The organism is Bradyrhizobium sp. MI1.3, assembly GCF_055811695.1.
The window spans coordinates 124,134-146,233 of sequence record NZ_JBVVPQ010000005.1 but is presented as its reverse complement, the minus strand read 5'-3'; the positions used below and the strand labels follow the sequence as shown (position 1 = coordinate 146,233).

At 63.5% G+C, this 22,100-nt stretch carries 17 protein-coding genes and 1 pseudogene; 11 read left to right on the top strand and 7 right to left on the bottom strand.

Going from position 1 to position 22,100, the window contains the following annotated elements; genetic code table 11:
* Positions 1–94: 94 nt before the first annotated feature.
* Together AC0L3A_RS05275 and AC0L3A_RS05270 are read left to right on the top strand one after the other, a co-directional pair.
* A complete protein-coding gene (locus AC0L3A_RS05275) occupies positions 95–517 on the top strand; it encodes a response regulator (RefSeq protein WP_007591637.1) in 423 nt (140 codons plus the stop codon).
* Positions 514–2,766, top strand: a complete 2,253-nt coding sequence (locus tag AC0L3A_RS05270) for a CHASE3 domain-containing protein (protein WP_473253778.1) — start codon at positions 514–516, stop codon at positions 2,764–2,766. The genes AC0L3A_RS05275 and AC0L3A_RS05270 overlap by 4 nt, the downstream gene beginning before the upstream one ends.
* Here the strand turns inward: AC0L3A_RS05270 and AC0L3A_RS05265 are convergent.
* Entirely contained in the window at positions 2,763–3,698 is a 936-nt protein-coding gene (locus AC0L3A_RS05265; protein ID WP_473253777.1) for an arginase family protein, read from the bottom strand. The genes AC0L3A_RS05270 and AC0L3A_RS05265 overlap by 4 nt on opposite strands.
* A gap of 337 nt (positions 3,699–4,035) precedes the next feature.
* On the opposite strand from AC0L3A_RS05265, the gene AC0L3A_RS05260 reads away from it, so the two are divergent.
* Positions 4,036–4,263, top strand: a complete 228-nt coding sequence (locus AC0L3A_RS05260; RefSeq protein WP_007591641.1) for a hypothetical protein — start codon at positions 4,036–4,038, stop codon at positions 4,261–4,263.
* 429 nt (positions 4,264–4,692) lie between these two features.
* Positions 4,693–4,887, top strand: a complete 195-nt coding sequence (locus tag AC0L3A_RS05255; RefSeq protein ID WP_219683931.1) for a hypothetical protein — start codon at positions 4,693–4,695, stop codon at positions 4,885–4,887.
* A gap of 415 nt (positions 4,888–5,302) precedes the next feature.
* On the opposite strand, the gene AC0L3A_RS05250 is transcribed toward AC0L3A_RS05255, so the two are convergent.
* On the bottom strand, positions 5,303–6,265 hold the full coding sequence (locus AC0L3A_RS05250; protein ID WP_473253776.1) for a LysR family transcriptional regulator: 963 nt from the start codon (positions 6,263–6,265) through the stop codon (positions 5,303–5,305).
* A 267-nt stretch (positions 6,266–6,532) separates the two neighbouring features.
* Here AC0L3A_RS05250 and AC0L3A_RS05245 point away from each other — a divergent pair, with 267 nt between their 5' ends.
* Both AC0L3A_RS05245 and AC0L3A_RS05240 read left to right on the top strand, forming a co-directional pair.
* Positions 6,533–7,504: a Bug family tripartite tricarboxylate transporter substrate binding protein gene (locus AC0L3A_RS05245; protein ID WP_473253775.1), complete on the top strand. Its 972-nt coding sequence runs from the start codon at positions 6,533–6,535 to the stop codon at positions 7,502–7,504.
* Positions 7,505–7,724: 220 nt separating this feature from the next.
* Entirely contained in the window at positions 7,725–8,207 is a 483-nt protein-coding gene (locus AC0L3A_RS05240; RefSeq protein WP_007591652.1) for a DoxX family protein, read from the top strand.
* Between the two features lie 43 nt (positions 8,208–8,250).
* Here AC0L3A_RS05240 and AC0L3A_RS05235 read toward each other — a convergent pair whose 3' ends face one another.
* The 5 genes from AC0L3A_RS05235 to AC0L3A_RS05215 all read right to left on the bottom strand — a co-directional run bounded on the left by AC0L3A_RS05235 (position 8,251) and on the right by AC0L3A_RS05215 (position 14,756).
* Positions 8,251–11,436: an efflux RND transporter permease subunit gene (locus AC0L3A_RS05235; protein ID WP_473253774.1), complete on the bottom strand. Its 3,186-nt coding sequence runs from the start codon at positions 11,434–11,436 to the stop codon at positions 8,251–8,253.
* Entirely contained in the window at positions 11,433–12,848 is a 1,416-nt protein-coding gene (locus AC0L3A_RS05230; RefSeq protein WP_473253773.1) for an efflux RND transporter periplasmic adaptor subunit, read from the bottom strand. Before AC0L3A_RS05230 ends, AC0L3A_RS05235 begins: the two co-directional genes overlap by 4 nt.
* The gene (locus AC0L3A_RS05225) at positions 12,845–13,252 is read right to left on the bottom strand and encodes a FixH family protein (RefSeq protein WP_007591658.1); all 408 of its coding nucleotides are present in this window, start codon (positions 13,250–13,252) and stop codon (positions 12,845–12,847) included. Before AC0L3A_RS05225 ends, AC0L3A_RS05230 begins: the two co-directional genes overlap by 4 nt.
* Before the next feature lie 92 nt (positions 13,253–13,344).
* Positions 13,345–13,698, bottom strand: coding sequence for a hypothetical protein (locus tag AC0L3A_RS05220; protein ID WP_473253772.1), 354 nt, complete (start codon positions 13,696–13,698; stop codon positions 13,345–13,347).
* Positions 13,699–13,859: 161 nt separating this feature from the next.
* Entirely contained in the window at positions 13,860–14,756 is an 897-nt protein-coding gene (locus AC0L3A_RS05215) for a DMT family transporter (RefSeq protein ID WP_007591662.1), read from the bottom strand.
* Positions 14,757–15,260: 504 nt separating this feature from the next.
* Here AC0L3A_RS05215 and AC0L3A_RS05210 point away from each other — a divergent pair.
* The 5 genes and pseudogenes from AC0L3A_RS05210 to AC0L3A_RS05190 form a co-directional block, all read left to right on the top strand.
* The gene (locus tag AC0L3A_RS05210; RefSeq protein ID WP_219683924.1) at positions 15,261–15,455 is read left to right on the top strand and encodes a hypothetical protein; all 195 of its coding nucleotides are present in this window, start codon (positions 15,261–15,263) and stop codon (positions 15,453–15,455) included.
* A 61-nt stretch (positions 15,456–15,516) separates the two neighbouring features.
* A complete protein-coding gene (locus AC0L3A_RS05205; RefSeq protein WP_473253771.1) occupies positions 15,517–19,281 on the top strand; it encodes a vitamin B12-dependent ribonucleotide reductase in 3,765 nt (1,254 codons plus the stop codon).
* 235 nt (positions 19,282–19,516) lie between these two features.
* Complete coding sequence (locus tag AC0L3A_RS05200) at positions 19,517–20,299, top strand: hypothetical protein (RefSeq protein ID WP_473253770.1); 783 nt, start codon at positions 19,517–19,519, stop codon at positions 20,297–20,299.
* 147 nt (positions 20,300–20,446) lie between these two features.
* Positions 20,447–21,670, top strand: coding sequence for a nucleotidyltransferase domain-containing protein (locus AC0L3A_RS05195; RefSeq protein ID WP_473253769.1), 1,224 nt, complete (start codon positions 20,447–20,449; stop codon positions 21,668–21,670).
* Positions 21,648–22,073: pseudogene (locus AC0L3A_RS05190) on the top strand (type II CBASS E2 protein); the annotation flags it as partial. The gene AC0L3A_RS05195 and the pseudogene AC0L3A_RS05190, both read left to right, overlap by 23 nt.
* Between the last annotated feature and the right edge of the window lie 27 nt (positions 22,074–22,100).

Sequence of the window (22,100 nt, the reverse complement as noted above, 5' to 3'; positions counted from 1 at the left end):
CGTGCATATCCACCCTTATTAATCCCAAATTGACCCGACGCGCGATTCACCTGTATCAACTTGGCTGTGGGGACTTCGATGACTGGGAAGTGTCATGCCGCGCATTCTCGTGGTTGATGACGATCCGATGGTCGGTGCGACCATCGAGGTCCTCCTCCAACGTCAGGGCTTCGACGTCACGTTGACTGACGGCGGAGAAACGGGTTTGGCTGCGCTCGAAACTCAGAATTTCGACGTGATGCTGGTCGACATCTTCATGCCGCACATGCGCGGCTTCGAGTCCATTCGCATCTTTCACGAGCGCGCGCCGGCGGTTCCGCTGATCGCGATGTCCGGCTACGCCTTCGCGTCGTCCGCCTCGCCCTCTCCCGACTTCCTCCGGATGGCGCTGGAGCTCGGCGCGACCCGCTGCCTGCGCAAGCCGTTCACGCCGGACGCGCTGCTGACCACGATCCGGGAATGCATCGCCGAGCCGGGCGATGGCTCACAGCCGAAGGACAAGAAAGAAGCCCCTTGATCCCAACGCAGCGCGTCATTCTCGGTGCTGGACTTGCCATCCTCCTGATCATCACCGCAGCCTCGATCGGCCTCGACGTCAAGTCACGGTCCGATGCGGCCTGGGTCAATCATACAGTCGAGGTGCTGAAGAAGATCTCCGACCTGCGCGTGCTGATGCGCAGTGCCGAGAGCGCCGCACGCGGCTACGAGATCTATCGCAACCCGAGCTTCAGCGAAGAATTCCAGGCGGTGCACGCCCGGATCGCACCGGCACTCGCCGATCTCAAGCGCAGCGTGCGCGACACTCCCGAACATGTCGCGCTGCTCGAGGGCACCGAGCCGCTGGCGCTGCGCCGGATTGAGATCGCCGCCGAAGTGATGCGCCTGCGCGCCGGAAACGATCAGGCCGGGATTGCCGCGGTCCAGGGCAAGGGCGAGGGCCGTGGCCTCATGGACACGGTGATGGGCAATTTCGATCATTTGAGCGCAGAGGAAGAACGACTGCTCGCGGCGCGCTCCCAGGATTCGCGCCGCACCGGCATCGTGCTGCTCGGCATCGACGTCGCCGGCGCGCTGGTGATCCTGCTGCTGGTCGTGATGATGATGCGTGAGAGCCGGCGCACCGAGGGAGCACTCAAGAGCACGCTATTGGAGACTACGGCCGCCAAGCAGCAGCTCGAGGCCGCAGTGGCCGAGCGCACCGAGCATCTGGTCACCGCGCATGACGAGCTGCGTCTGTCGGTCAACGTGCTCCAGAGCACGTTTCACAGCATGGCGGAGGCGGTGCTGGTCATCGATGCCGAAGGCAATGTCCTTCTGTCCAATCCCGCCGCGGAGCGCATGCTGCTGCACCGGACCGGCATGAACCTGCGCAATCTGCGCGCGCTGTCCAGCGTGTTTCACGGCGACGGCGTCACCCCGCTCAAGCCCGACGAGCTGCCGTCGGCACGCGTGCTGCGCGGCGAGCCGTTCGAGAATATGGAGATGATCGTCCGCCCGCACAGCGGCAATCCTTCCCGCCATCTCATGATCAGCGGCCGGCCGATGCTGGACGGGCAAGGCAACGTCTCCGGCGCGGTGCTGGTTTATCACGACGCGACCACGTCGCGCGAGACCGAGCGGCAATTGTACCAGTCACAGAAGCTGGATGCGATCGGCAAGCTCACCGGCGGCGTCGCGCACGACTTCAACAACATGCTGACCGTGATCTCCGGCAATACCGAGACGCTGGTGGCAAGCCTGAAGCAGCAGCCCGAGCTCCAGCGCGTGGCGCGCCTGATCGACGAGGCCGCCGAACGCTGCGCCGAGCTGATCCAGCATCTGCTCGCCTTTGCGCGCAGGCAGCCGCTGCAGCCGCGCAACGTCGAGATCAACGGCGCGGTTGCGGATATCGCGAAACTGCTGCGCCCCACTCTCGGCGAGCAGATCGAGATCGAGACCGTGCTCGAACAGGGGCAGATGACCGCGCACATCGATCCGTCCCGCCTCACCAATGCTCTGCTCAACATGGCAATCAACGCCCGCGACGCCATGCCGAACGGCGGCAAGCTGCTACTCGAGGCCCACCGCGTCGTGCTCGACCAGGCCTATGCGCAAAACAATCCCGACGTGCGGCCCGGCCCTTACGTGATGCTCGCCGTCAGCGACACCGGCACCGGCATGCCGGCCGAGGTGCAGCAGCAGGCGTTCGAGCCGTTCTTCACCACCAAGGAGGTCGGCAAGGGAAGCGGCCTCGGCCTCTCCATGGTCTACGGCTTCGTCAAGCAGTCCGGCGGCCACATCAAGATCTACAGCGAGGAAGGCCACGGCACCACGATCAAGCTCTATCTGCCGCCGGGCGAAGGCATGGCCGAGGTTGCCCCCACCACGACTCCGCAGGCGGAAGGCGGCGCCGAGACCATTTTCGTGGTCGAGGATGATCCGCTGGTGCGCAACTTCGTCACCGTGCAGCTCCAGAGCCTCGGCTACCGGACCGTCGCCGCGCCCGACAGCAAGGCCGCGCTGGAGTTGATCCAGGCCGGCCAGCCGTTCGACCTGCTGTTCACCGACGTCGTCATCCCCGGCGGCATGAGCGGGCGCGCGCTCGCGGACAAGGTGGCGACGATCCGCCCCGGCGTGAAGGTGCTCTACACCTCCGGCTACACCGACAACGCCATCGTCCACCATGGCAAGCTCGACGACGGCGTCATGCTCCTGACAAAACCCTACCGCCGCAACCAGCTCGCCGAGATGATCCGGAAGGCGCTCGGAAACATGCCGGTCGGCTAGCGCTTCTGCTTGGCGACACATCCAATGGCGTTGCAGATGATCCGCGCTGCGCAGATCGCCCCAATATTCTGCAGATCACGCTCCGGCACCAATTCGACCAGATCGAGACCGACAATTCTGGCCTTCGAGGCGACGCCCGCGATCAGGTCTATGACGTCGAAATAGGACAGGCCGCCAGGCTGCGGCAGAAGCACACCCGGAATGACGGACGGATCCAGGCCGTCGCAGTCGATCGTGATCAGGCAATTCGCGTTTTCCTCGATGGCACTCAGGACGACATGAACGCCCCGGCTTTTGACCTCTCGTGCTGTAAAAATCCTGGAGCCCCAATTCCGCGCGCAACTGAGCTCCTGCGAGCCCGAGCCGCCGATACCCCGTAAACCAACCTGCACAATGCGTTCGACCCAAGGCAACTCGCTGGCGCGCCGCATCGTACTGGAAAAAGTATGTGCTGAGCCGTCGCGCCGGTCCTTCCAATCCAGATGCGCGTCGATCTGCAGGATGGTCAGCTTGCCCATGTCTTCGAACGCCCCGAAGAACGGTATGGGCACTGAATCATCTCCGCCCAGCAGCATGGGTACCGCGCCGGACCTCAGGATCTTTTTGGTGGCCGTCCTGATTGCATTCCGGTTTTGCTCGGAGGCATCGGGTGACGTGGCAAGATCGCCGCCATCAACGACCCGGATTTGCTCCGGGTCGAGCAGGATTCCGTCCTGGTCGAAATCCCACCTGGCAAGGTCGGTCTGGTAAACGCGCAACGCATTGCGAATGGCCGCTGGGCCGTTCGCGGCATGGCTCGTCCTGCCCTTCAAATGCGGCGTGGCATCCGCAGCTCCGAAGATGACAATGTCGGCTTCGCCAAGAGTCAGCGGAACAGGCAGAGCAAGGTCGCACGCCGCGACGCCGAGGAATGTATTGCGCTCGCTCGCCATAACCGTCTCGATAGGGGCACTCAGTCCGGGCGACAGAGCTAATCCGCAACGCTTGGACCAGTTCCTGACTTGCTCTTGGCCTGACGCCGAGCCGAACGGTCGAAGCCGCTCTCGCCTAGGACGTGACCTCGTAAACGTCGGGCTTACCAAGGCAAAGCGGAAGCTCCCACCTTGGGCGTGATCCGCGGCTTGTGACCACAGCGGACTCTCGCGCGTCGAGCTGCCCCTAAAGGAGTGGACGAGTCGGCGGGCCGCTTTCTTCTGGAACCAAATTAAATTGATTTAATTTAGTTATTGTGATTTAATTTTTGGGCTTACCTCTGGACGGAGAAAACGCATGCCGGATCAGGACGACCGTCGCGAGTTCTTAAAAACCTGCGGAAGGTTCGCGGCGGTGACGCCTCCAGCCATCACCCTACTCCTGTCGACATCCCTCACATCGGATGCAATCGCGAAGTCGGGCGCAGGCGCGGTCCACCACGACCATCACCATCACGGTAACAACGGCTGGGGCAACGGCGGCGGAGACGGCAGCCCCAACGGCAAGGACGATAGAGGCCGCTGAGACGACGACGCACGGCCTCCGGAAGGAGACACAATGCAGCCCAGGCGCCGCGACGTAGATTGGCATTTCGCCGGCTTCGTTGTTTCGATGATCTGGCTGGCGGTCGTTGCTGCCGCTCTTCTTGCAGTGCTCTTCCGAGGGCACCCTTGAGGAGTTATGAAGTACATTTTCATCGCGGTCGGCTGCTGGCTGCTGCTGAACGTGCTCTTCGTTGTGCTAGTCACTCCGCCGCGTAGGCGCCGGCCGCGACAACTTGCTCGCACGATTGATGCAGTCAAGAAATTCATTTTCAGCAGACGGCAGCCCCCTACCTGACGAGGGCAGTGACGCGCTGCAAAAAACGACAGTAAGGCTGGCTGTTTATTTCCAGCGACGCCGCACCGCAGTTCGCTGTATCGTTCCGTTTTTCCAACAGCGGATTTGATTGCCATGCACCACATCCAGAGTACGCATATTGCCGCGATATTGAAACTGACCGCCCAGCAGCTTGAAGCACTCCGCACCCGCCCAGAGATCCAAAAGGAATATTCCGAAATCCTCGTTTTGAGAGAGAAAATAAAACTGGCGACCGATCTGAAGAAGGCTCGCCGGCAGCTCCTTACTCGGCGCCTGCCAAGCGCCTGAAGCGAGATAACTCCACCCGTTCCTTGCGCTGTGAGGCTCGAGCAAGGAGCTGCTCGTTGGCATTCTCGCTTGTGGACCCTTGCGGTCATTCCGCTGTACAGGTCTGCGTCGGAGCGGTGAATAAATGCCGGGAATGTTCTATGGCCTGTTCAGCTTCCTGGTGCAGACTGGATCGCCTTTGGGCAGGGTTGGCAATCCCGTCCGAGGCGAAGCCGGTCGGCCGGCCCGCTGCACGACCCGACTGACCGGAAGAAGGCGGAAAGTCCACTGCGCCCGCCGGCAACATAGGAGATCTCCCCGCGAGTGGCCTTCTGGTATGATGCTTCTCTCTGAGCAACGGCTTCGGACAGCAGGAGTTTAGCTAGAACTGGCCGTCGATCGATGCCGATCGGGTTCAGCCCCAGAGTTCAGGTCCTTACCAACCGCGGCGATGCACGGGGTTTTGCCCCGTGTTGGCATGAAGCACCGTGAGCTCATGAGGATCGAACTCGGCAAACGCCTCGCGCATGAAGCGCAAGAATGCCGCCACGCGCGGAATGCCGGCGCTGCCACGCCGGTATAAAAGATGAATGCCGAAGCTTGGCGGGCATGACCATTCCGGCAGCAGTCGCGTGAGCCGACCCGACGTCAGGAAAGTCGGATCGAAGCAGGCCATGTAGATGACGCCGACGCCTGCACAGGCCGCCACGATCAGGCCTTCGCGATCCGGTGTGACGAACGAAGGTCGGATTTGGATCGTTTCGAGCATCCCATTGCGTTCGAATTTCCAATGGTCGACGGAACCAATCGACCAAGCTGGACGAAACAGCAGACAGCGATGATTGACGAAGTCGGCAGGCTGCTCCGGTGCGCCGAAACGACGGACATAGTCCGGCGAGGCATACGCGGCCGGCTTACCCTGACCGAGCCGCTGCGCCACCAGCCGGGACGGCGGAGGTTCGCCGACATGCAGCAGAACGTCGAGGTTTTCAGACTGCATGTCGCGGGGATCCTGGGTCAGCCGCGTCTCGACGAGCAACTCGGGGTATCGATCGTTCAGACTGGCCAGCCTCGGCATCAGGACATAGCGAGCGAGAGGCGCCTGCACGCCTACCCGCACAATTCCGCTGATCCGCCCATGCCTCTTCGTGTAGCCTTCTGTTAGCTCGGTAATGCGGGCAACAATGTCCACGGCCCTGCGATAGACGTCGATCCCTTCCTGGGTGAGCTTGAGCTGACGCGTCGTCCGGTTGAACAAGGGGACCTTAAGCTCGCGCTCCAGCTCGGCGATACCGCGACTGACCGCCGACGGTGTCAGCTCCATGATCCGTGCCGCCGCAGCAAAGCTGCCGCTGTCGGCGGCGCAGATCAGCATTTCGAGGCGACGGCCGCGATTCAAGACGAAACCTCACAAGCTTGGCGGTACCCGTATTCGTGATATTAACTCACGACTGAAGTTCGTCAAAGCTTCTCGACGCGACCGGCCCTGGTGCCTACGCTGCATCCCAGAATTTGCATTGTCGAGGAAGCGTGATGAGGAAGCCAGCTTTAACGACATGTCGCCGGGCTCCCGACGGGCTAGGCGTTTCGAAGTCGTCAGTCGACGGCTGCCTCGTTTTGTAACCAAAGCGGTCCGGCTCATATCCTGTGTCTTGAGGAGAATGTCATGCGTCGTCAGCGCTGGACTTTGTTGATGTTGCTGCTTTGCAGCCTGACGCCTGTGCTGCCAAAGGCAGCCATGGCCGAATGGCCCGAGCGGGCTGTGAAGATCGTGGTGACGTTTCCTCCAGGCAGCGCCAACGACGCGGCAGCACGTATTTTCGCGGATGCGTTGTCCAAACGGTGGGGCAAACCGGTGATCGTCGAAGATCGAACGGGTGCCGAAGGGACAATCGGCGTCGGCGCGTTCGTTTCAGCGCAGGACGATCACACCCTGCTCTATACTGTAATCGGTTCGGTGACGGTCGCGCCGCTGCTGATCGACAAGCTTCCTTATGATGTGGATCGCGATCTGCTGCCGATCGCCTCCACTACATCGATCGTTCTCACTCTCACGGTTAGCAACGGCATTGGCGTCGGTACCATCCCGGAATTAATCGACGTCCTCAAGGCGCAGCCCGGCAAGTATGCCTGGGCTTCGGCTCCCACGCTGCCGAGATACGTGTTTGCGGGCTTTCTCAAGCGTCACTCGCTCTCGATGAACTATGTGAGCTATCGCGACGGAGCTCAGCCGCAAGCCGATCTGGGAGAGGGCAGAATCCAGGTGCTTGTCACCTCGCTGACGGCATCCCAATCTCCCGTGCAAACCGGCAAGGCGCACTTCTTGGCGGTGATCAATCCAAGCAGAGCTGCGCTATTGCCTGAGGTGAAAACCGTGCGCGAGCTTGGCTACCCCGAACTCGAGATCGATGGTCTCGCCGGAATCTATGGCGGCCGCAACATGCCGGAGATCGTAAAGGCGCGGATTGCGGCCGACGTTGCCGCCATCTGTGCAGACAGCGAGGTTCGTCGCAAGCTCGAAGCCGGCGGGCACAACGTGCTTGCCGGAACCGCAAGCGAATTGAGGGCCGGAATCGAGCGGCAGCGGAGTTGGCTCGCCGGAATACGTCAGTTGGTCGATATCCGTGACGCAAGATAACAGGCAGGAGATCCCGACGATGTCGTCACCGGCAGCACTCACACTTCTCGACTGATCCAGTCGCATCGGATCTTGCGCAGCTCGGCCAGGCTAATCGCGCAGCTTTCCTGGCCGGCGATTTCTTCGCGTCCGTCCCAGGCATTTGCGAAAGCCTCGACTTGAGTTGCATCAAGGACGTCTGCCGCTTCGACGTTTAGGCTTGTTCGAAAGGAGAGCAGCCATGTTCATAGCGCCCGACGATTTCCGGATCAAAGCAGACAACTTCGACCTCATGCGAATGGACAACGTCATTCGCATCGCGTGCGGCGCCTTCTATCTTCCTCACGTCGCCGGAAAGTTCGTCGGCTTCGGCGTTCTCAATCCGGCCATCGTCAAGTTCTTCGCGTCTGCTGGCTTGTCGCCGCCCGAGGCCTGGGTCTACGTCGCCGCCGCGGCCGAATTGTCGGTCGCCATTGCGCTGACGCTTGGCATCTGCACGCGCTTCGCCGCGCTCGGTTCGGTCGGGCTGATGGCCGTGGCGGTCTATTCGCTCCAGACTGTGAAGGGCTTTGGCTGGACCTGGAACACGGGCGGATACGAATATCCGGTGTTCTGGGGCATCTGCTCCCTCGCTTTGGCCGCGCAGGCCTGGCAGGTCTGGCTGGGCCGGCGGCAGGACGTCGCCCCGGCTGGCAAGCTGGTGCGGATTGTCGCCGCGGAGTAATGGCCCCACCGCCTCGCCAGCACCACCGCCGCCAGCGTGAAGATCAGTGCTGCAATCTGCCCCGCTCTCCTGTTCGTTTGTCGGTCACCTTGGCCAGCCCAAAACATCCCTGTTCGTCACCTGGCAAGCCAATACCCTTTACAAGCCCGAATATGGCCGGGATGACGATCAGCGTGAGCAGGGTCGACGAAATCATCCCGCCGATCATTGGCACCGCAATGCGCTGCATAATCTCCGAGCCCGTCCCGCTGCTCCACATGATCGGTAGCAGGCCCGCCATGATCGCGACGACTGTCATCATCTTGGGGCGTACGCGCTCCACCGCGCCATCCATGATGGCGTCATAGAGGTCGCGGCGGGTCAGGGCCCGCCCCTCGGCGGCACGCCTGGCCGCGGTCTCAGCCAGCGCCTGATTGAGATAGATCAGCATGACGACGCCGGTCTCTGCGGCGACGCCAGCGAGCGCAATGAAGCCAACGGCGACCGCCACTGAAAGGTTGAAGCTCAACCACCACATCAGCCAAAGCCCGCCGACCAGCGCGAACGGCAGCGAGAGCATCACGATCATCGTCTCCGCGATCGAACGAAAGTTCAGGTACAGCAGCAGGAAGATGATCAGCAGCGTCACGGGCACGACGATCTTCAGCCGCGCGGTTGCGCGCTCCAGATATTCGTATTGACCACTCCACATCACGTAGTAGCCCGGCGGAAACTTGATGCTGGCCTGCACAGAGGCTTTAGCGTCCGCGACGTAGCCCCCGAGGTCGCGATCGCGGATGTCGACGTAGATGTAGGTCGCGAGCTGGCCGTTCTCGGTCCGGATCGAGGTCGGCCCGCGCGCCGGCGCGACCTTCGCGACCTCGCCGAGCGGTACCGCGCCGCCGGCGGGCATCGGCACCAACACATCGTTGGCGATGGCCTGCGGATTGTCGCGCAGATCGCGCGGATAGCGCATGTTCACGGTAAAGCGCTGCCGCCCTTCCACGGTCGTGGTCACGGTCTGGCCGCCGAGTGCAGTCGCGATCGTGTCCTGAACGTCCTGGACCATGATGCCGTAACGCGCCAGCGCGGCACGGTCCGGGGTGACTTCCAGATAGTAGCCGCCGATACCGCGCTCGGCGTAGGCCGATGAGGTGCCCGGCACGGCCTTGAGGACCTGCTCGATCTGCTTGGCGAGCTTATCGATCTCGACCAGGTCGGTCCCGATCACCTTGACGCCGATCGGCGTTCGTATGCCCGTGGACAGCATGTCGATGCGGGCCTTGATCGGCATGGTCCAGGCGTTGGAGACCCCAGGAAACTGCAGTGCCTTGTCCATTTCGGCGATCAGTCCATCGATGGTCACACCGGGCCGCCACTCCTGCTTGGGCTTGAGGTTGACCACCGTCTCAAACATCTCGGACGGTGCCGGATCGGTCGCCGTCGCGGCGCGCCCTGCCTTGCCGTAGACCGAGGCCACTTCCGGAAACGAGCGGATGATCCGGTCCTGGGTCTGCATCAGTTCGCCGGCCTTCGTGACCGAGATGCCCGGCAGCGTCGTCGGCATGTAGAGCAGCGTGCCTTCGTTGAGGTTCGGCATGAACTCGGTACCGAGTTGTCGCGCCGGCCAGATGCTCACGGCCAGAATGGCGAGCGCGAGCACCACCACCAGCGTCTTGGCGCGCATGACGCCCTTGATCACCGGGCAGTAGATCCAGATCAGGACGCGGTTGATCGGATTCCTGTGCTCCGGAACGATCCGCCCGCGCACGAAGATCACCATCAGAGCCGGCACCAGCGTCACCGACAGGAGCGCAGCGGCCGCCATCGAGAACGTCTTCGTGAACGCCAGCGGGCTGAACAACCGCCCCTCCTGCGATTCCAGCGTGAAGATCGGCATGAAGGACACAGTGATGATCAGCAGGCTGAAGAAAAGTGCAGGCCCCACCTCCGAGGCGGCGGCGATCAGGACGTCGATCCTGGGCTTTCCCGGCTCGGCGCGTTCGAGGTGCTTGTGGGCGTTCTCGATCATGACGATGGCCGCGTCGACCATGGCGCCGATCGCGATCGCGATCCCGCCGAGGCTCATGATGTTGGAGCCTAAGCCCAGCAGCTTCATGGCGCCGAACGCCATCAAGACCCCGATGGGCAGCATCAGGATCGCGACAAGGGCGCTACGGACGTGCAGCAGGAACACGATGCAGACCAGCGCGACCACGACGCTTTCCTCGAACAGCGTGTGCTTGAGCGTGTCGATGGCCGCGTAGATCAGGTTGGAGCGATCGTAGACCGGCACGATCTCGACCGACTTCGGAAGGCTGGAGGCGATCTCCCGGAAGCGCTTCTTGACGTTCTCAATCACCTCCAGCGCATTGACGCCGAAGCGCTGTAGTACGATGCCGCTGGCGACCTCGCCCTCGCCGTTCAGCTCCGTGATGCCGCGCCGCTCGTCGGGGCCCAGTTCGACACGCGCGACGTCGCGCAGCAGCACCGGCGTCCCGTTGTTCGTCTTCAGGACGATGTCGCCGAGGTCGTTGGTCGACTTGATGTAGCCCTTGCCGCGGATGACGTACTCGAACTCGGACAGTTCGACGGTCCGGCCGCCGACGTCGGCATTGCTGGCGCGGATGGCATCGCGCATCTTCTGCATGGTGATGCCGCGGTCGCGCATGCGTTGCGGATCGAGGATCACGTTGTACTGCTTGACGAAGCCGCCGACGCTCGCAACCTCGGCGACACCCTCGGCCTTCGCCAGGGCGAACTTCAGATTCCAGTCCTGGATGGTGCGGGTGTCGGCGAGATTCAGCTCCTTCGACATCACGGCATACTGGTAGACCCAGCCGACGCCGGTCGCGTCGGGGCCGATCGTGGGGCTCACGCCGGCAGGCAGGCGCGCGCTGGCGCCGTTGAGGAATTCCAGCACGCGCGAGCGCGCCCAGTAGATGTCGGTGCCGTCCTCGAAGATGACGTAGACGAAGGAGACGCCGAAGAAAGAGAAGCCGCGCACGACCTTCGATTTCGGCACGGTCAGCATCGCCGTCGTCAACGGATAGGTGACCTGGTCCTCGATCACCTGCGGGGCTTGGCCCGGGTACTCCGTGTAGACGATGACCTGGGTGTCCGAGAGATCCGGGATGGCATCGAGCGGCAGATGCAGAAGCGCGTACAGCCCCGCCGCGGCGGCGAAGCCGGTCCCGAACAGGACCAGCAGCAGGTTGCGGGCGGACCAGGCGATGAGACGCGCGATCATTGCTGCGCCCCCTCGGTAAAGCCCTTCAGCGCTGCCTTCAGGTTGCTTTCGGCATCGATCAGAAAATTCGCCGAGACCACCACGGCCTCGCCCTCCGCGAGACCCTGACGGACCTCCACGAAGCCGCCGCCCCGGTGGCCGAGCCTGACCTCACGAGGCTCCAGCCGACCCTGGCCCTTATCGACGAAAACGGCTTGCCGGCTGCCGGTGTCCATCACCGCGCTCTCCGGCACTGCGAGGACGGCATCGCCGCTGCCGGTGTCGATGTCGGCGTCGACGTACATGTCGTGCAGCAGGATCAGGTCCGGATTCTGCAGTTCGATCCGCACGCGCGCCGTCCGGGTCTCCTTGTTGATCTCGGGGTAGATGACCTGGACCTTTCCCGTGAACTCCCGTCCCGGAAAGCTCCGCGCCTTGACCGTGACGGGCTGGCCCGTGGCGATCATGCCGAGGTCGCGTTCGGCGACGTCGATCAGGGCCCACACCATCGAGTGGTCAGCGATCCGGAACAGGACGCCGCCCGGCTCGACGCGCATGCCCTCGATGGCGTTGCGCTCCAGCACGATGCCGTCGCGCGGCGAACTCCATCCGATCGACGTCGGCACGGTCCGGCTCTTCTCGATCGCCGATATCGCAGCATCGGGCACGTCCAGATTCATCAGGCGCTGGCGCGATCCACGGCCATACTGAACGTCGCCGCTGGTCGTCTTCGAGGTGATGGTGGTGAGGTACTCGGCGGCAGCAGAGGAGACGGATGGGCTGTAGACCTCCATCAGCGGCTGCCCCTTGATCACGTGAGATCCGGTCGTGACGTCGGCGACCTTCAGGATGAAGCTTTCCGCCCGCATGGCGACGACGGAGATCCGCCGCTCGTCCAGCGCGATCGTGCCCGGCGCCCTGATGACGGTCCGGATCACGCGCATCGCTGCGGGCTCCGACTTGACGCCGGCCCGCTGGATCTTGCCGGGCGAGAGTTTGATCGACCCGTCGTCGCTGTCGTCGCCCTCGTAGACGGGGATGTAGTCCATTCCCATCGAATCCTTCTTCGGCGTCGGCGATGTGTCCGGCAGGCCCATGGGATTGCGGTAGTATTTGATCTTGCGCTCTCCGGAGGCGCCGGCCGGTGTCGCCGGCGGCGGGGCTGCCACCTGCTCGTCGTCGAAGCTGACGTCGGCGCCTGCGGGCACCGCGCGGAAATCCCGGCCATCCCGGGTCTTTCTCGGCACCAGCGAGTACGACGGTTTGCCGTCCGGATCCTGGTAGTAGATCGCGGCGCCGCTCTCCTCGGCCGCAGCGGGGCCGATCACGGCGGCGATTCGCGCCGTCGGCCGCTGCGGGCCGGCGACGACGAACGCGATGCCCGCCGCCGCGATCAACGCGGCGGCCAGGCTTGCTGCGATGGGGCGGGTCACTTCTGCGCCGTGATGACGAGCTTGTTCTCGACGGTGCCGGTCTCGCCCTGGACCTTGGCTCCGAGCGAAAGCTGCCACCGCCCCGCCATGCCGAAGGTCGCCTTGAAGCGGTACGTGCCCGGCTCCGTCCCCGGCATGGGCGCGACCTTGGTCGCCATCTCCTGCATGCCGTCCGGAGCCATGTCCAAACGGCTGGCGAAGATCACCGCATCCGGCACCGGTTTGCCGGTCTTGGTGTTCACGAGCCGGACGGTGACGACCTTGTCTGGCCCGGCCTGCACCGATTGGTCGACGAGCTCGAACTTATAGTCCTTGATGTCGGCCAATGCGGCCGAGCTTGCGCCGCCGATGGCCGCAGCGATCAACGCGGCCTGGACGGCGCGCGCGAAGGTAGACGTCTTCATGTTGTATCCTCGATGTCCTGAATTCGCCGCCGAGGCGGCGCGCGTCATCCGCGCGCGCGAGGCGCACGGACGCGATCGGCGTCAAGCGCCGCTCAGGCCAGGGTTCGAGGGGGTTGGTCGGGAGGTGGACGGACCAAACCGTCGCCGACCAAATCGTCCGCCACCGAGTGGGTGGTCCGGATCGCGTGTCGCAGCGGCAAAGCGACGGCCGCGGAGGGTCCCGCCTGGGTCGTCTTCAGAACGCACATCGCAAGCAGCGGGCAGTCCAGGCAGTCATTGCTCTTCTGGTCGTCGGGGCAGCAGGGCATGTCGGCCGACATCGACATGTCGCTCATGCCGTCAAGACGAGCTTGCGCAGCGGCCGCCGGCGCCGCCAAGGGCGCCAACGTCAAACCGACGGTCACCAAGACCGCGAACGCAACTCTGAGCACTCGCCGCAGATTCATGGTCCCAACATCCCACGGGGAGCGGAACTTTGAAAGCTCGCCGCCTTCACATGTTCGAAATCGTCAGCCGCAGCAAGGCTGCAGAAGACGCAGCAGTCGAGGCCGATGTTCGCGGTAAACCGGACATCAGGCGGCCAGCCGCTTCATGAGTCCGCATCCTATTACCGCGTCGCCAGCACCACCGCCGCCAGCGTGAAGATCAGTGCTGCGATCTGTCCCGCGCCCAGCGGCTCGTGGAGCGCGATCGCGGATGCCACGACGCCGATGACAGGCACTGCCATGGTCCCGATCGCGGCGACCGAGGCCGGCAGGCGCGCAAGGGCAGCGAACCAGCTGACATAGGCGATGCAGAACTGCACCACGGTCGAATAGACCAGGAGCCACCATCCGACCGGCGTCACCAGCTCCAGATGCGTGGTCTCGACGGCGAGGCCGATGATCGTGATCGGCAGGCAGCCGATCCCGATCTGCCAGGCCGCGGCCGTGATCGGCGGCAGTCGGATCGGGTACTTCTTCGAAAACACAGTGCCGAGCGCGAAGCCGAGCGCGCCGCACAGCGCCATGACGATGCCCGGCAGCTTGTCCGCGGTGGCGGCAAAGCCGTTGCCGCCCATGATCGAGGCGAGGCCGGCAAAGGCCATCACCAACGCGATGGTGCGCAACAAGGTCGGCCGCTCGCCCAGCACCGGCCAGGCGATCAGCGAGGCCCAGACCGGCATGGTGTAGGCGATCAGCGCGGCTTCGCTCGCCGGCAGCCACAGCAGCGCCAGGCCCATCAGCACCATCCAGCCGGTGACGTTGAGGAGCGCGGCGGTGACGAGCCGAGGCCAGATCGCGCGCGGGACGCTGAGGCTGTCAGCGCGCATCAGCGCCAACGCCGCCAGCAGCACCGCGCCGAGCACGCCGGTCACCCCGCGCAAGGTCAGCGGCGGCAGCTCGGACAACAGGAATTTCGTCACCGGCCAGTTGAAGCCCCAGCCCACCGAGGTGATGGCGAGGAACATCAGGCCGGCCGGGGCGATGCGCGCTCGCAGCACCGGCCGAGTCGAATCAAGCATGTGGGTAGTCCGGCAAAATCTGATCGAGCTTGGCGCGGATTCGCCCCTCCCACCACCACCCCGGCGGGAATGCCTGCCCTCACCTTCCGTAGCCCTACGTGAGTCCCCCGGAGGCAAGCCCGCCATTCAAAAATATACCTGCCCTGTGAACAGCGGGGTGAAGCCTCAGCGGCGCCCCAAGATGGAAATTTTTTCGGTTGGGAATCCCTGAGGACTCACTGATACTTGGCTCAACAACAGGCGCGGGCCTGCCCCCTGTTATCCCCCACAATCCACCATATTTAGTATTTGATTCAGGAACTCGCACTAGTTCTTGACGGGCGCAACGGAGAGTCCTAGTTTTCGATCCGTTCGGCGCGAGTGTGTTTGCGTCCCGCCGGCACTCCCCCAAAGGGTCTGCAAAACAGCACTCCGCCAAGCCAGACAAAGGCAGCGGGATACGGGCTTGTCTGCCCGGCGAGAGCGGACTTTTCGGGCGCCTGAACGGGCTGGAAACAGGCCCGGATGGCAATGGTTGAAGACGTGACGTTGTGGGGCGTTGAACGCATGTCGGGCTCATCCCTTTGGGGCGGATGGGTCTGGACGTGCCGGCGGATGATCGGTGCGCGCATCGAGGAATCGCGTCGGGAGAAAATGGGCCGGGTCTACCGGCTGAACTGCGATGCCAAGGGCCAGGCGGCCTCGAGCACCGCGAAATGAAATGATGACCCGGTACGCCTGAACGGAGGCGGTCCGGTCAAAGATAGGACGGGGCAAGACCATGCGGATTGAGCGGCGCCACACCACTTCGGGACAGTCACCTTACGCCGGCATCGAGTTCCGGCTCACCACGTCGGAGATCAGGAATCCCGACGGCTCGGTCGTGTTCAAGCTCGACAATGTCGAGGTGCCGACCGCGTGGTCGCAGGTCGCCTCCGACGTCCTCGCCCAGAAGTACTTCCGCAAGGCCGGCGTTGCCGCGCGCCTGAAGAAGGTCGAGGAAGAATCCGTTCCCTCCTTCCTGTGGCGCTCCGTGCCCGACACCGAGGCGCTCGTCCTCCTGCCCGAGAAGGAGCGCTATGTCAGCGAGCTCTCGGCCAAGCAGGTGTTCGACCGTCTCGCCGGCTGCTGGACCTATTGGGGCTGGAAGGGCAACTACTTCTCCTCCGACGAGGACGCCCAGACCTTCTACGACGAGCTCCGCTACATGCTGACCATGCAGATGGTCGCGCCGAACTCGCCGCAATGGTTCAACACCGGGCTTCATTGGGCCTATGGCATCGATGGCCCCGGCCAGGGCCATTATTACGTCGACCCCTTCACCGGCAAGCTGACCCGGTCGAAATCCTCCTACGAGCACCCGCAGCCGCACGCCTGCTTCATCCAGGGCGTCGGTGACGACCTCGTCAACGAGGGCGGCATCATGGACCTCTGGGTCCGCGAAGCCCGCCTGTTCAAATACGGCTCCGGCACCGGCTCCAACTTCTCGCGCCTGCGCGGCGAAGGCGAACGCCTCTCCGGCGGCGGCCGCTCGTCCGGCCTGATGAGCTTCCTCAAGATCGGCGACCGCGCCGCCGGCGCGATCAAGTCGGGCGGCACCACGCGCCGCGCCGCCAAGATGGTCGTCGTCGACGTCGATCACCCCGACATCGAGACCTATATCGACTGGAAGGTGAAGGAGGAGCAGAAGGTCGCCGCTCTCGTCACCGGATCCAAGATCAACCAGAAGCACCTCAAGGCGGTGCTGAAGGCCTGCGTCAATTGCGAAGGCTCGGGTGACGATTGCTTCGACCCCGAGAAGAACCCGGCGCTCCGCCGCGAGATCAAGCTCGCGCGCCGCAGCCTCGTGCCTGACAATTACATCAAGCGCGTCATCCAGTTCGCCAAGCAAGGCTACAAGGACATCCAGTTCGACGTCTACGACACCGACTGGGATTCGGAAGCCTACCTCACGGTATCAGGCCAGAACTCCAACAATTCGGTGTCGCTGAAGGACGACTTCCTGCGCGCGGTCGAGACCGACGGCGACTGGAATCTCGTCGGGCGCACCACCAAGAAGATCACCAAGACGCTGAAGGCGCGCGACCTCTGGGAAAAGATCGGCTACGCCGCCTGGGCGTCGGCCGACCCGGGCCTGCACTTCAACACCACCATGAACGACTGGCACACCTGCAAGGCGTCCGGCGACATCCGCGCCTCCAATCCGTGCTCGGAATACATGTTCCTGGACGACACGGCATGCAACCTCGCCTCCGCCAATCTGCTGACGTTCTACGACATCCCCTCCAAGCGCTTCGACGTCGAAGGCTACGAGCACCTCTGCCGGCTCTGGACCATCGTGCTCGAAATCTCGGTGATGATGGCGCAGTTCCCGTCGAAGTCGATCGCCGAGCTCTCCTACGAGTTCCGCACGCTCGGCCTCGGCTACGCCAATATCGGCGGCCTCCTGATGACCATGGGCCTGTCTTATGACTCGAAGGAAGGCCGCGCGATCGCCGGCGCGCTGACCGCGATCATGACAGGCATCACCTACAAGACCTCGGCCGAGATGGCGTCCGAGCTCGGCACCTTCCCCGGCTACAAGAAGAACGCCGCGCACATGCTGCGCGTGATCCGCAATCACCGCCGCGCCGCCCATGGCCAGTCCAACGGCTACGAGGCGCTCAGCGTCAATCCGGTGCCGATGGACTTGGTGTCCTGCCCGCAGACCGACCTCGTCACCCATGCGCAAGCGGCCTGGGATGCGGCGCTCGAGCTCGGCGAGAAGCACGGCTATCGCAACGCCCAGACCACGGTGATCGCGCCGACCGGCACGATCGGCCTCGTGATGGATTGCGACACCACCGGCATCGAGCCTGATTTTGCGCTGGTGAAATTCAAGAAGCTCGCCGGCGGCGGCTACTTCAAGATCATCAACCGCGCGGTCCCCGCAGCGCTGCGCGCGCTCGGCTATCGCGAGAGCGAGATCGCGGAGATCGAGGCCTACGCCGTCGGCCACGGCTCGCTCTCCAACGCGCCGGGCATCAACGCCTCGACGCTGAAGGCCAAGGGCTTCACCGACGAAGCCATCGCCAAGGTCGAAAAGGCGCTGCCGACCGCGTTCGACATCAAGTTCGCCTTCAACAAATGGACTTTTGGCGAGGACTTCATCCGCGACCAGCTCGGCATCGGCGCAGAGGCGATCGCGGCCCCCGGCTTCGACCTGCTCCAGGCCGTCGGCTTCACCAAGCGCGAGATCGAGGCGGCCAACGTCCACATCTGCGGCGCGATGACCGTGGAAGGTGCCCCGCACCTCAAGGCCGAGCACTATCCGGTGTTCGACTGCGCTAACCCCTGCGGCAAGGTCGGCAAGCGCTATCTCTCGGTCGAGAGCCACATCCGCATGATGTCGGCGGCGCAGCCCTTCATCTCGGGTGCGATCTCCAAGACCATCAACATGCCGAACGACGCCACGGTGGAGGACTGCAAGTCCGCCTACATGCTGTCGTGGAAACTCGCATTGAAGGCCAACGCGCTCTATCGCGACGGCTCCAAGCTCAGCCAGCCGCTCAACTCGCAGCTCATCGCCGACGACGAGGACGAGGACGATGCGATCGAGCATCTCTACGACAAGCCGATGGCGGCCCGCACCGCCCAGGTCTCGGAAAAGATCGTCGAGAAGCTGGTCGAGCGCATCATCGTGATGCGCGAGCGCGAGAAGATGCCGGATCGCCGCAAGGGCTACACCCAGAAGGCGGTCGTCGGCGGCCACAAGGTGTATCTGCGCACCGGCGAGTATGACGACGGCCGTATCGGCGAGATCTTCATCGACATGCACAAGGAAGGCGCCGCACTGCGCTCCTTCATCAACAACTTCGCCATCGCGGTGTCGCTCGGTCTCCAGTACGGCGTGCCGCTCGACGAATATGTCGACGCCTTCACCTTCACCCGCTTCGAGCCGGCGGGCCCCGTGCAGGGCAACGACAGCATCAAATACGCGACCTCGATCCTCGACTACGTCTTCCGCGAGCTGGCGGTGAGCTATCTCAGCCGCTTCGACCTCGCCCATGTCGATCCCAGCGAGACCGGGTTCGACGTGCTCGGCAAGGGCGTCGAGGAAGGCAAGGAGCCTGATGATCACGGCCAGCGCGCCTCCAAGCTGGTGTCGCGCGGCCTCACCCGCTCCCGCACCGACAACCTTGTGGTGATGCGCGGCGGCTCGACCGCGGTCGCGCAAGGCAACGACAGCGCACCGGCGGGCGGCAGCAAGGTCACCTCGCTCGCCTCCCACGGCGCAGGCCGTGCCGGCGACGTCCTGGAAGGCGCGGTCGCGCTCAAGCAGGAAGCGACCCACGACCTCTCGCCCACCGAAAAGTTAGAGGCCCTGCAATGGAGCAAGGCCGGCAGCGCGCAAGTCGCAGTGCCCAGCAAGGCCGAGCGCCGCGCGGAAGCCAAAGCCAAGGGCTATGAGGGCGAGATGTGCAGCGAGTGCGGCAACTTCACGCTGGTGCGGAATGGCACGTGCATGAAGTGCGATACGTGCGGCAGCACGACGGGGTGCAGCTGATACCAATAGCGCAAGCCGCCCGGATGTAGTTTTCACGAAAGAAAACCCGCGACTACCACTGTGATGCCCGCGATCGCGGGCCCGCAAATCCACGGATTCCCCGCTAAATCGCGGGGTGTCCGGCCGGCGGGAGGCCTGATTGGACTCTCGCCGGCGACACATAAACCGGCCCAAGGCCAGGTGCCCCGAGGCACCATTGATTTGAAGAATTGTTCGTTTCGACGAGGTCAATTCGATGCCGAGTGACGATTTCATAGTCGATCCGCTGCGGGACCTCGAAGTCCTCGGGCATGCGAATGCCCTGCGCAGCTTTCTGGGGTGGGAGAACTCCGAGCGGGTCGATCCTCTCGACCTCGAATCGGTCAACGAGATCTGGACCGTTCGTGGGAAAAAACCGTTCAGGTTCGAAGTCGTGTCCAATGCCGAACTCCCAGACGATTCTGGACTGACCACTTACGACGGCACATGCATCGTCGTGAAGATTCCAAGGTGGATCCGCCACAAGGCCTTCATGGGTGACGGCTATGCGCGGTACACCATTGCCCATGAGCTCGGCCACGCCGTTCTTCACATCGATCAGCTGTTAAAGGGAGCGACGCTTCCACGGCGTCGCATGGGGAACGTGACGCCGCACTGGATCCCAAAGTTCAAGTCTGCCGAGCACCAAGCCATGGTCTTCGGCGGGGCTTTCCTTATCAACGACTCCACCGCGCGCGTACTCTCCTCGGCGGACGAGGTATCCGTACAGGCCGGCGTGAGCTTGACTGCCGCGCGCATCTACTTCGAGCAGGTGCAGGAGGAGCTGGCGAGACCGGCGGTTGCGGCTCGGGTCCAAAAGATCGCCGACGAAGTTCGGGAGATCTTGTCGTCAGATCCCGTCTCTCCACAAACTTCGTACCTGAGCGAGATCTGCTCCTGCTGCGGTCAGCAAAAGCTCTTCCCCGTCGGCCACAAATTCATGTGCCAAGCCTGCGACACGGTCTACGACCGTTTCCAGGACGGCGACGAGGTCCAGTAGCGGAGCGGCGCCTGCATCGCATCGGTTTCGCCGGTACTGACGGGCAGAACGAAACAGGAATTGAAGCCAGAGTTGTAGAGGAGCTTCGCTATGAACTATTCCGATCGCTATCTGCGTCAGATAGCGAGTTACTCTCCGATCGACGTCATGCTGGCGGACGTCGCGATCCGGATCCAGCTCAGCCCGACCGACTACGAGCTCGCCGTCGACCACTATCACGCGATCAACGAGTGGCTCGAGCGCGACGATAGCCCGCTCAAGGGCTACGTTCGGGACTTCTACACGCAGGGTGGCTTCGCGATCGGCGCCACCGTCGCGCGCCACTCCAGCGATGACGAATTCGACATCGATGTCATGGCCGATCTCGCCTTCCGTGTCGACGTCGACCCCGAAGCTGCGCTCGCGACACTGCACGACGCGATCCGCGGCGAGCGCGGCTCTCGCTACTATCTCAAGACCGACCGGAAGACCCGCTGCAGCACGGTCAACTACGACGGCATGCACCTCGACGTGACCCCGACCGTCCGCTTGACGGGTACCGTCGAGAAGACGGGATTTATCTTCCACTCCAAGCCCGAGGACCCGTCCGAGCCGAAGATGTCGCTGTACGCGAACCCAGACGGTTTCGCGCGATGGTTCATCGGCCAGACGCCACCTGATCAGGATTTTGGCACCTTCTTCGAGCGGCGCTCGCTGGACTACGATCGCCAACGTGCAATCCTGTCGAAGCGCGCTGACGCGGCGCCGGTACCGGAGCAGTGCCCCGCCTATCAGAAATCACGCGCCGTGATCGGTCTGCAGTTGATCAAGCGCTGGCGAAACCTGGCCTACGACAAGCGTCACAAGACTCGGCGGCTCCCTCCTTCGGTGCTGCTGGCCTTCTACGTGGCCAGTCACGCCAACCAGACGACCTCGCTCGCTGAAGAGCTCACCCATCAAGTCGAGAGCATGCTGGCCATTGTCCGGCGGGCTCACGACCGGGGCGAGAAGGTATTCGCCAGCAATCCGATGTGCCACGAAGACATCCTCACCGATCGTTGGCCTGCCGATCAGAGGGACCAGGCGGTCTTCATCCGCGAACTCACCGACTTCGCCGTCAAAATCCGGCGGCTCCGTGGGGATATCGCCCTCCCCGAGATGCAGCAGATCCTCGAGGACTTGTTCGGAGAGAAGCCGGCGCGCTCGGCAGTGAAGGAGCACGTTCAGCGCGTTGCCAAGGACGTGGGCTCCGTCGGCAGCCGCTTCATGCCAGGCAAGTCCGCGATTCCAGCCGCGGTCGCAGGCGGCGCTCCGACGCCCAGCAACGCCAGGTCAGCGCCGTCGCACCGGTTTTTCGGTGATCACCCCGATGACCTACCTAAGCGTAGATGAGCAGGACGCCGCGATCCGGCGCCTCTTTCCCGACTTCCGGCTGAAGGCCTCGGCTGACTGGATTGGCGTCTGGGAAGGACCGGTCCGGCCGGCGTCCAAGACATACACGATCCGGATCGTGTACTTCCGGCGCAGGTTCTTCGACGGTTGGCACCTCTCCAATCACTACGTCACGGTCCACGTCGTCGATCCCCTGATCGGGGCGTTGATGCTGGACGGCGACGAGCTTCCGCACATCTATTGGAACGACCGCGCGCCCCTCTGGCCGGCGCTCTGTCTTTGGGATCCGGACGAGATGATCTGGATCCCGGAGATGACAATCGCGACGACGATCATCCCGTGGGCGGCGGAATGGTTGCTGTTTTTTGAATACTGGCAGATATCCGGCGAGTTTCTCGGACCGGGCCGTCACCCGCGCAGGAGGCGCAAC

Coding starts and splice junctions, on each gene's coding strand:
- AC0L3A_RS05240 (WP_007591652.1), top strand. CDS start 7,725: ATGTTCATAGCGCCCGACGATTTCCGGATCAAAGCAGACAACTTCGAC.
- AC0L3A_RS05210 (WP_219683924.1), top strand. CDS start 15,261: ATGGCAATGGTTGAAGACGTGACGTTGTGGGGCGTTGAACGCATGTCG.
- AC0L3A_RS05260 (WP_007591641.1), top strand. CDS start 4,036: ATGCCGGATCAGGACGACCGTCGCGAGTTCTTAAAAACCTGCGGAAGG.
- AC0L3A_RS05245 (WP_473253775.1), top strand. CDS start 6,533: ATGCGTCGTCAGCGCTGGACTTTGTTGATGTTGCTGCTTTGCAGCCTG.
- AC0L3A_RS05205 (WP_473253771.1), top strand. CDS start 15,517: ATGCGGATTGAGCGGCGCCACACCACTTCGGGACAGTCACCTTACGCC.
- AC0L3A_RS05275 (WP_007591637.1), top strand. CDS start 95: ATGCCGCGCATTCTCGTGGTTGATGACGATCCGATGGTCGGTGCGACC.
- AC0L3A_RS05225 (WP_007591658.1), bottom strand. CDS start 13,252: ATGAAGACGTCTACCTTCGCGCGCGCCGTCCAGGCCGCGTTGATCGCT.
- AC0L3A_RS05265 (WP_473253777.1), bottom strand. CDS start 3,698: ATGGCGAGCGAGCGCAATACATTCCTCGGCGTCGCGGCGTGCGACCTT.
- AC0L3A_RS05220 (WP_473253772.1), bottom strand. CDS start 13,698: ATGAATCTGCGGCGAGTGCTCAGAGTTGCGTTCGCGGTCTTGGTGACC.
- AC0L3A_RS05195 (WP_473253769.1), top strand. CDS start 20,447: ATGCTGGCGGACGTCGCGATCCGGATCCAGCTCAGCCCGACCGACTAC.
- AC0L3A_RS05215 (WP_007591662.1), bottom strand. CDS start 14,756: ATGCTTGATTCGACTCGGCCGGTGCTGCGAGCGCGCATCGCCCCGGCC.
- AC0L3A_RS05200 (WP_473253770.1), top strand. CDS start 19,517: ATGCCGAGTGACGATTTCATAGTCGATCCGCTGCGGGACCTCGAAGTC.
- AC0L3A_RS05255 (WP_219683931.1), top strand. CDS start 4,693: ATGCACCACATCCAGAGTACGCATATTGCCGCGATATTGAAACTGACC.
- AC0L3A_RS05235 (WP_473253774.1), bottom strand. CDS start 11,436: ATGATCGCGCGTCTCATCGCCTGGTCCGCCCGCAACCTGCTGCTGGTC.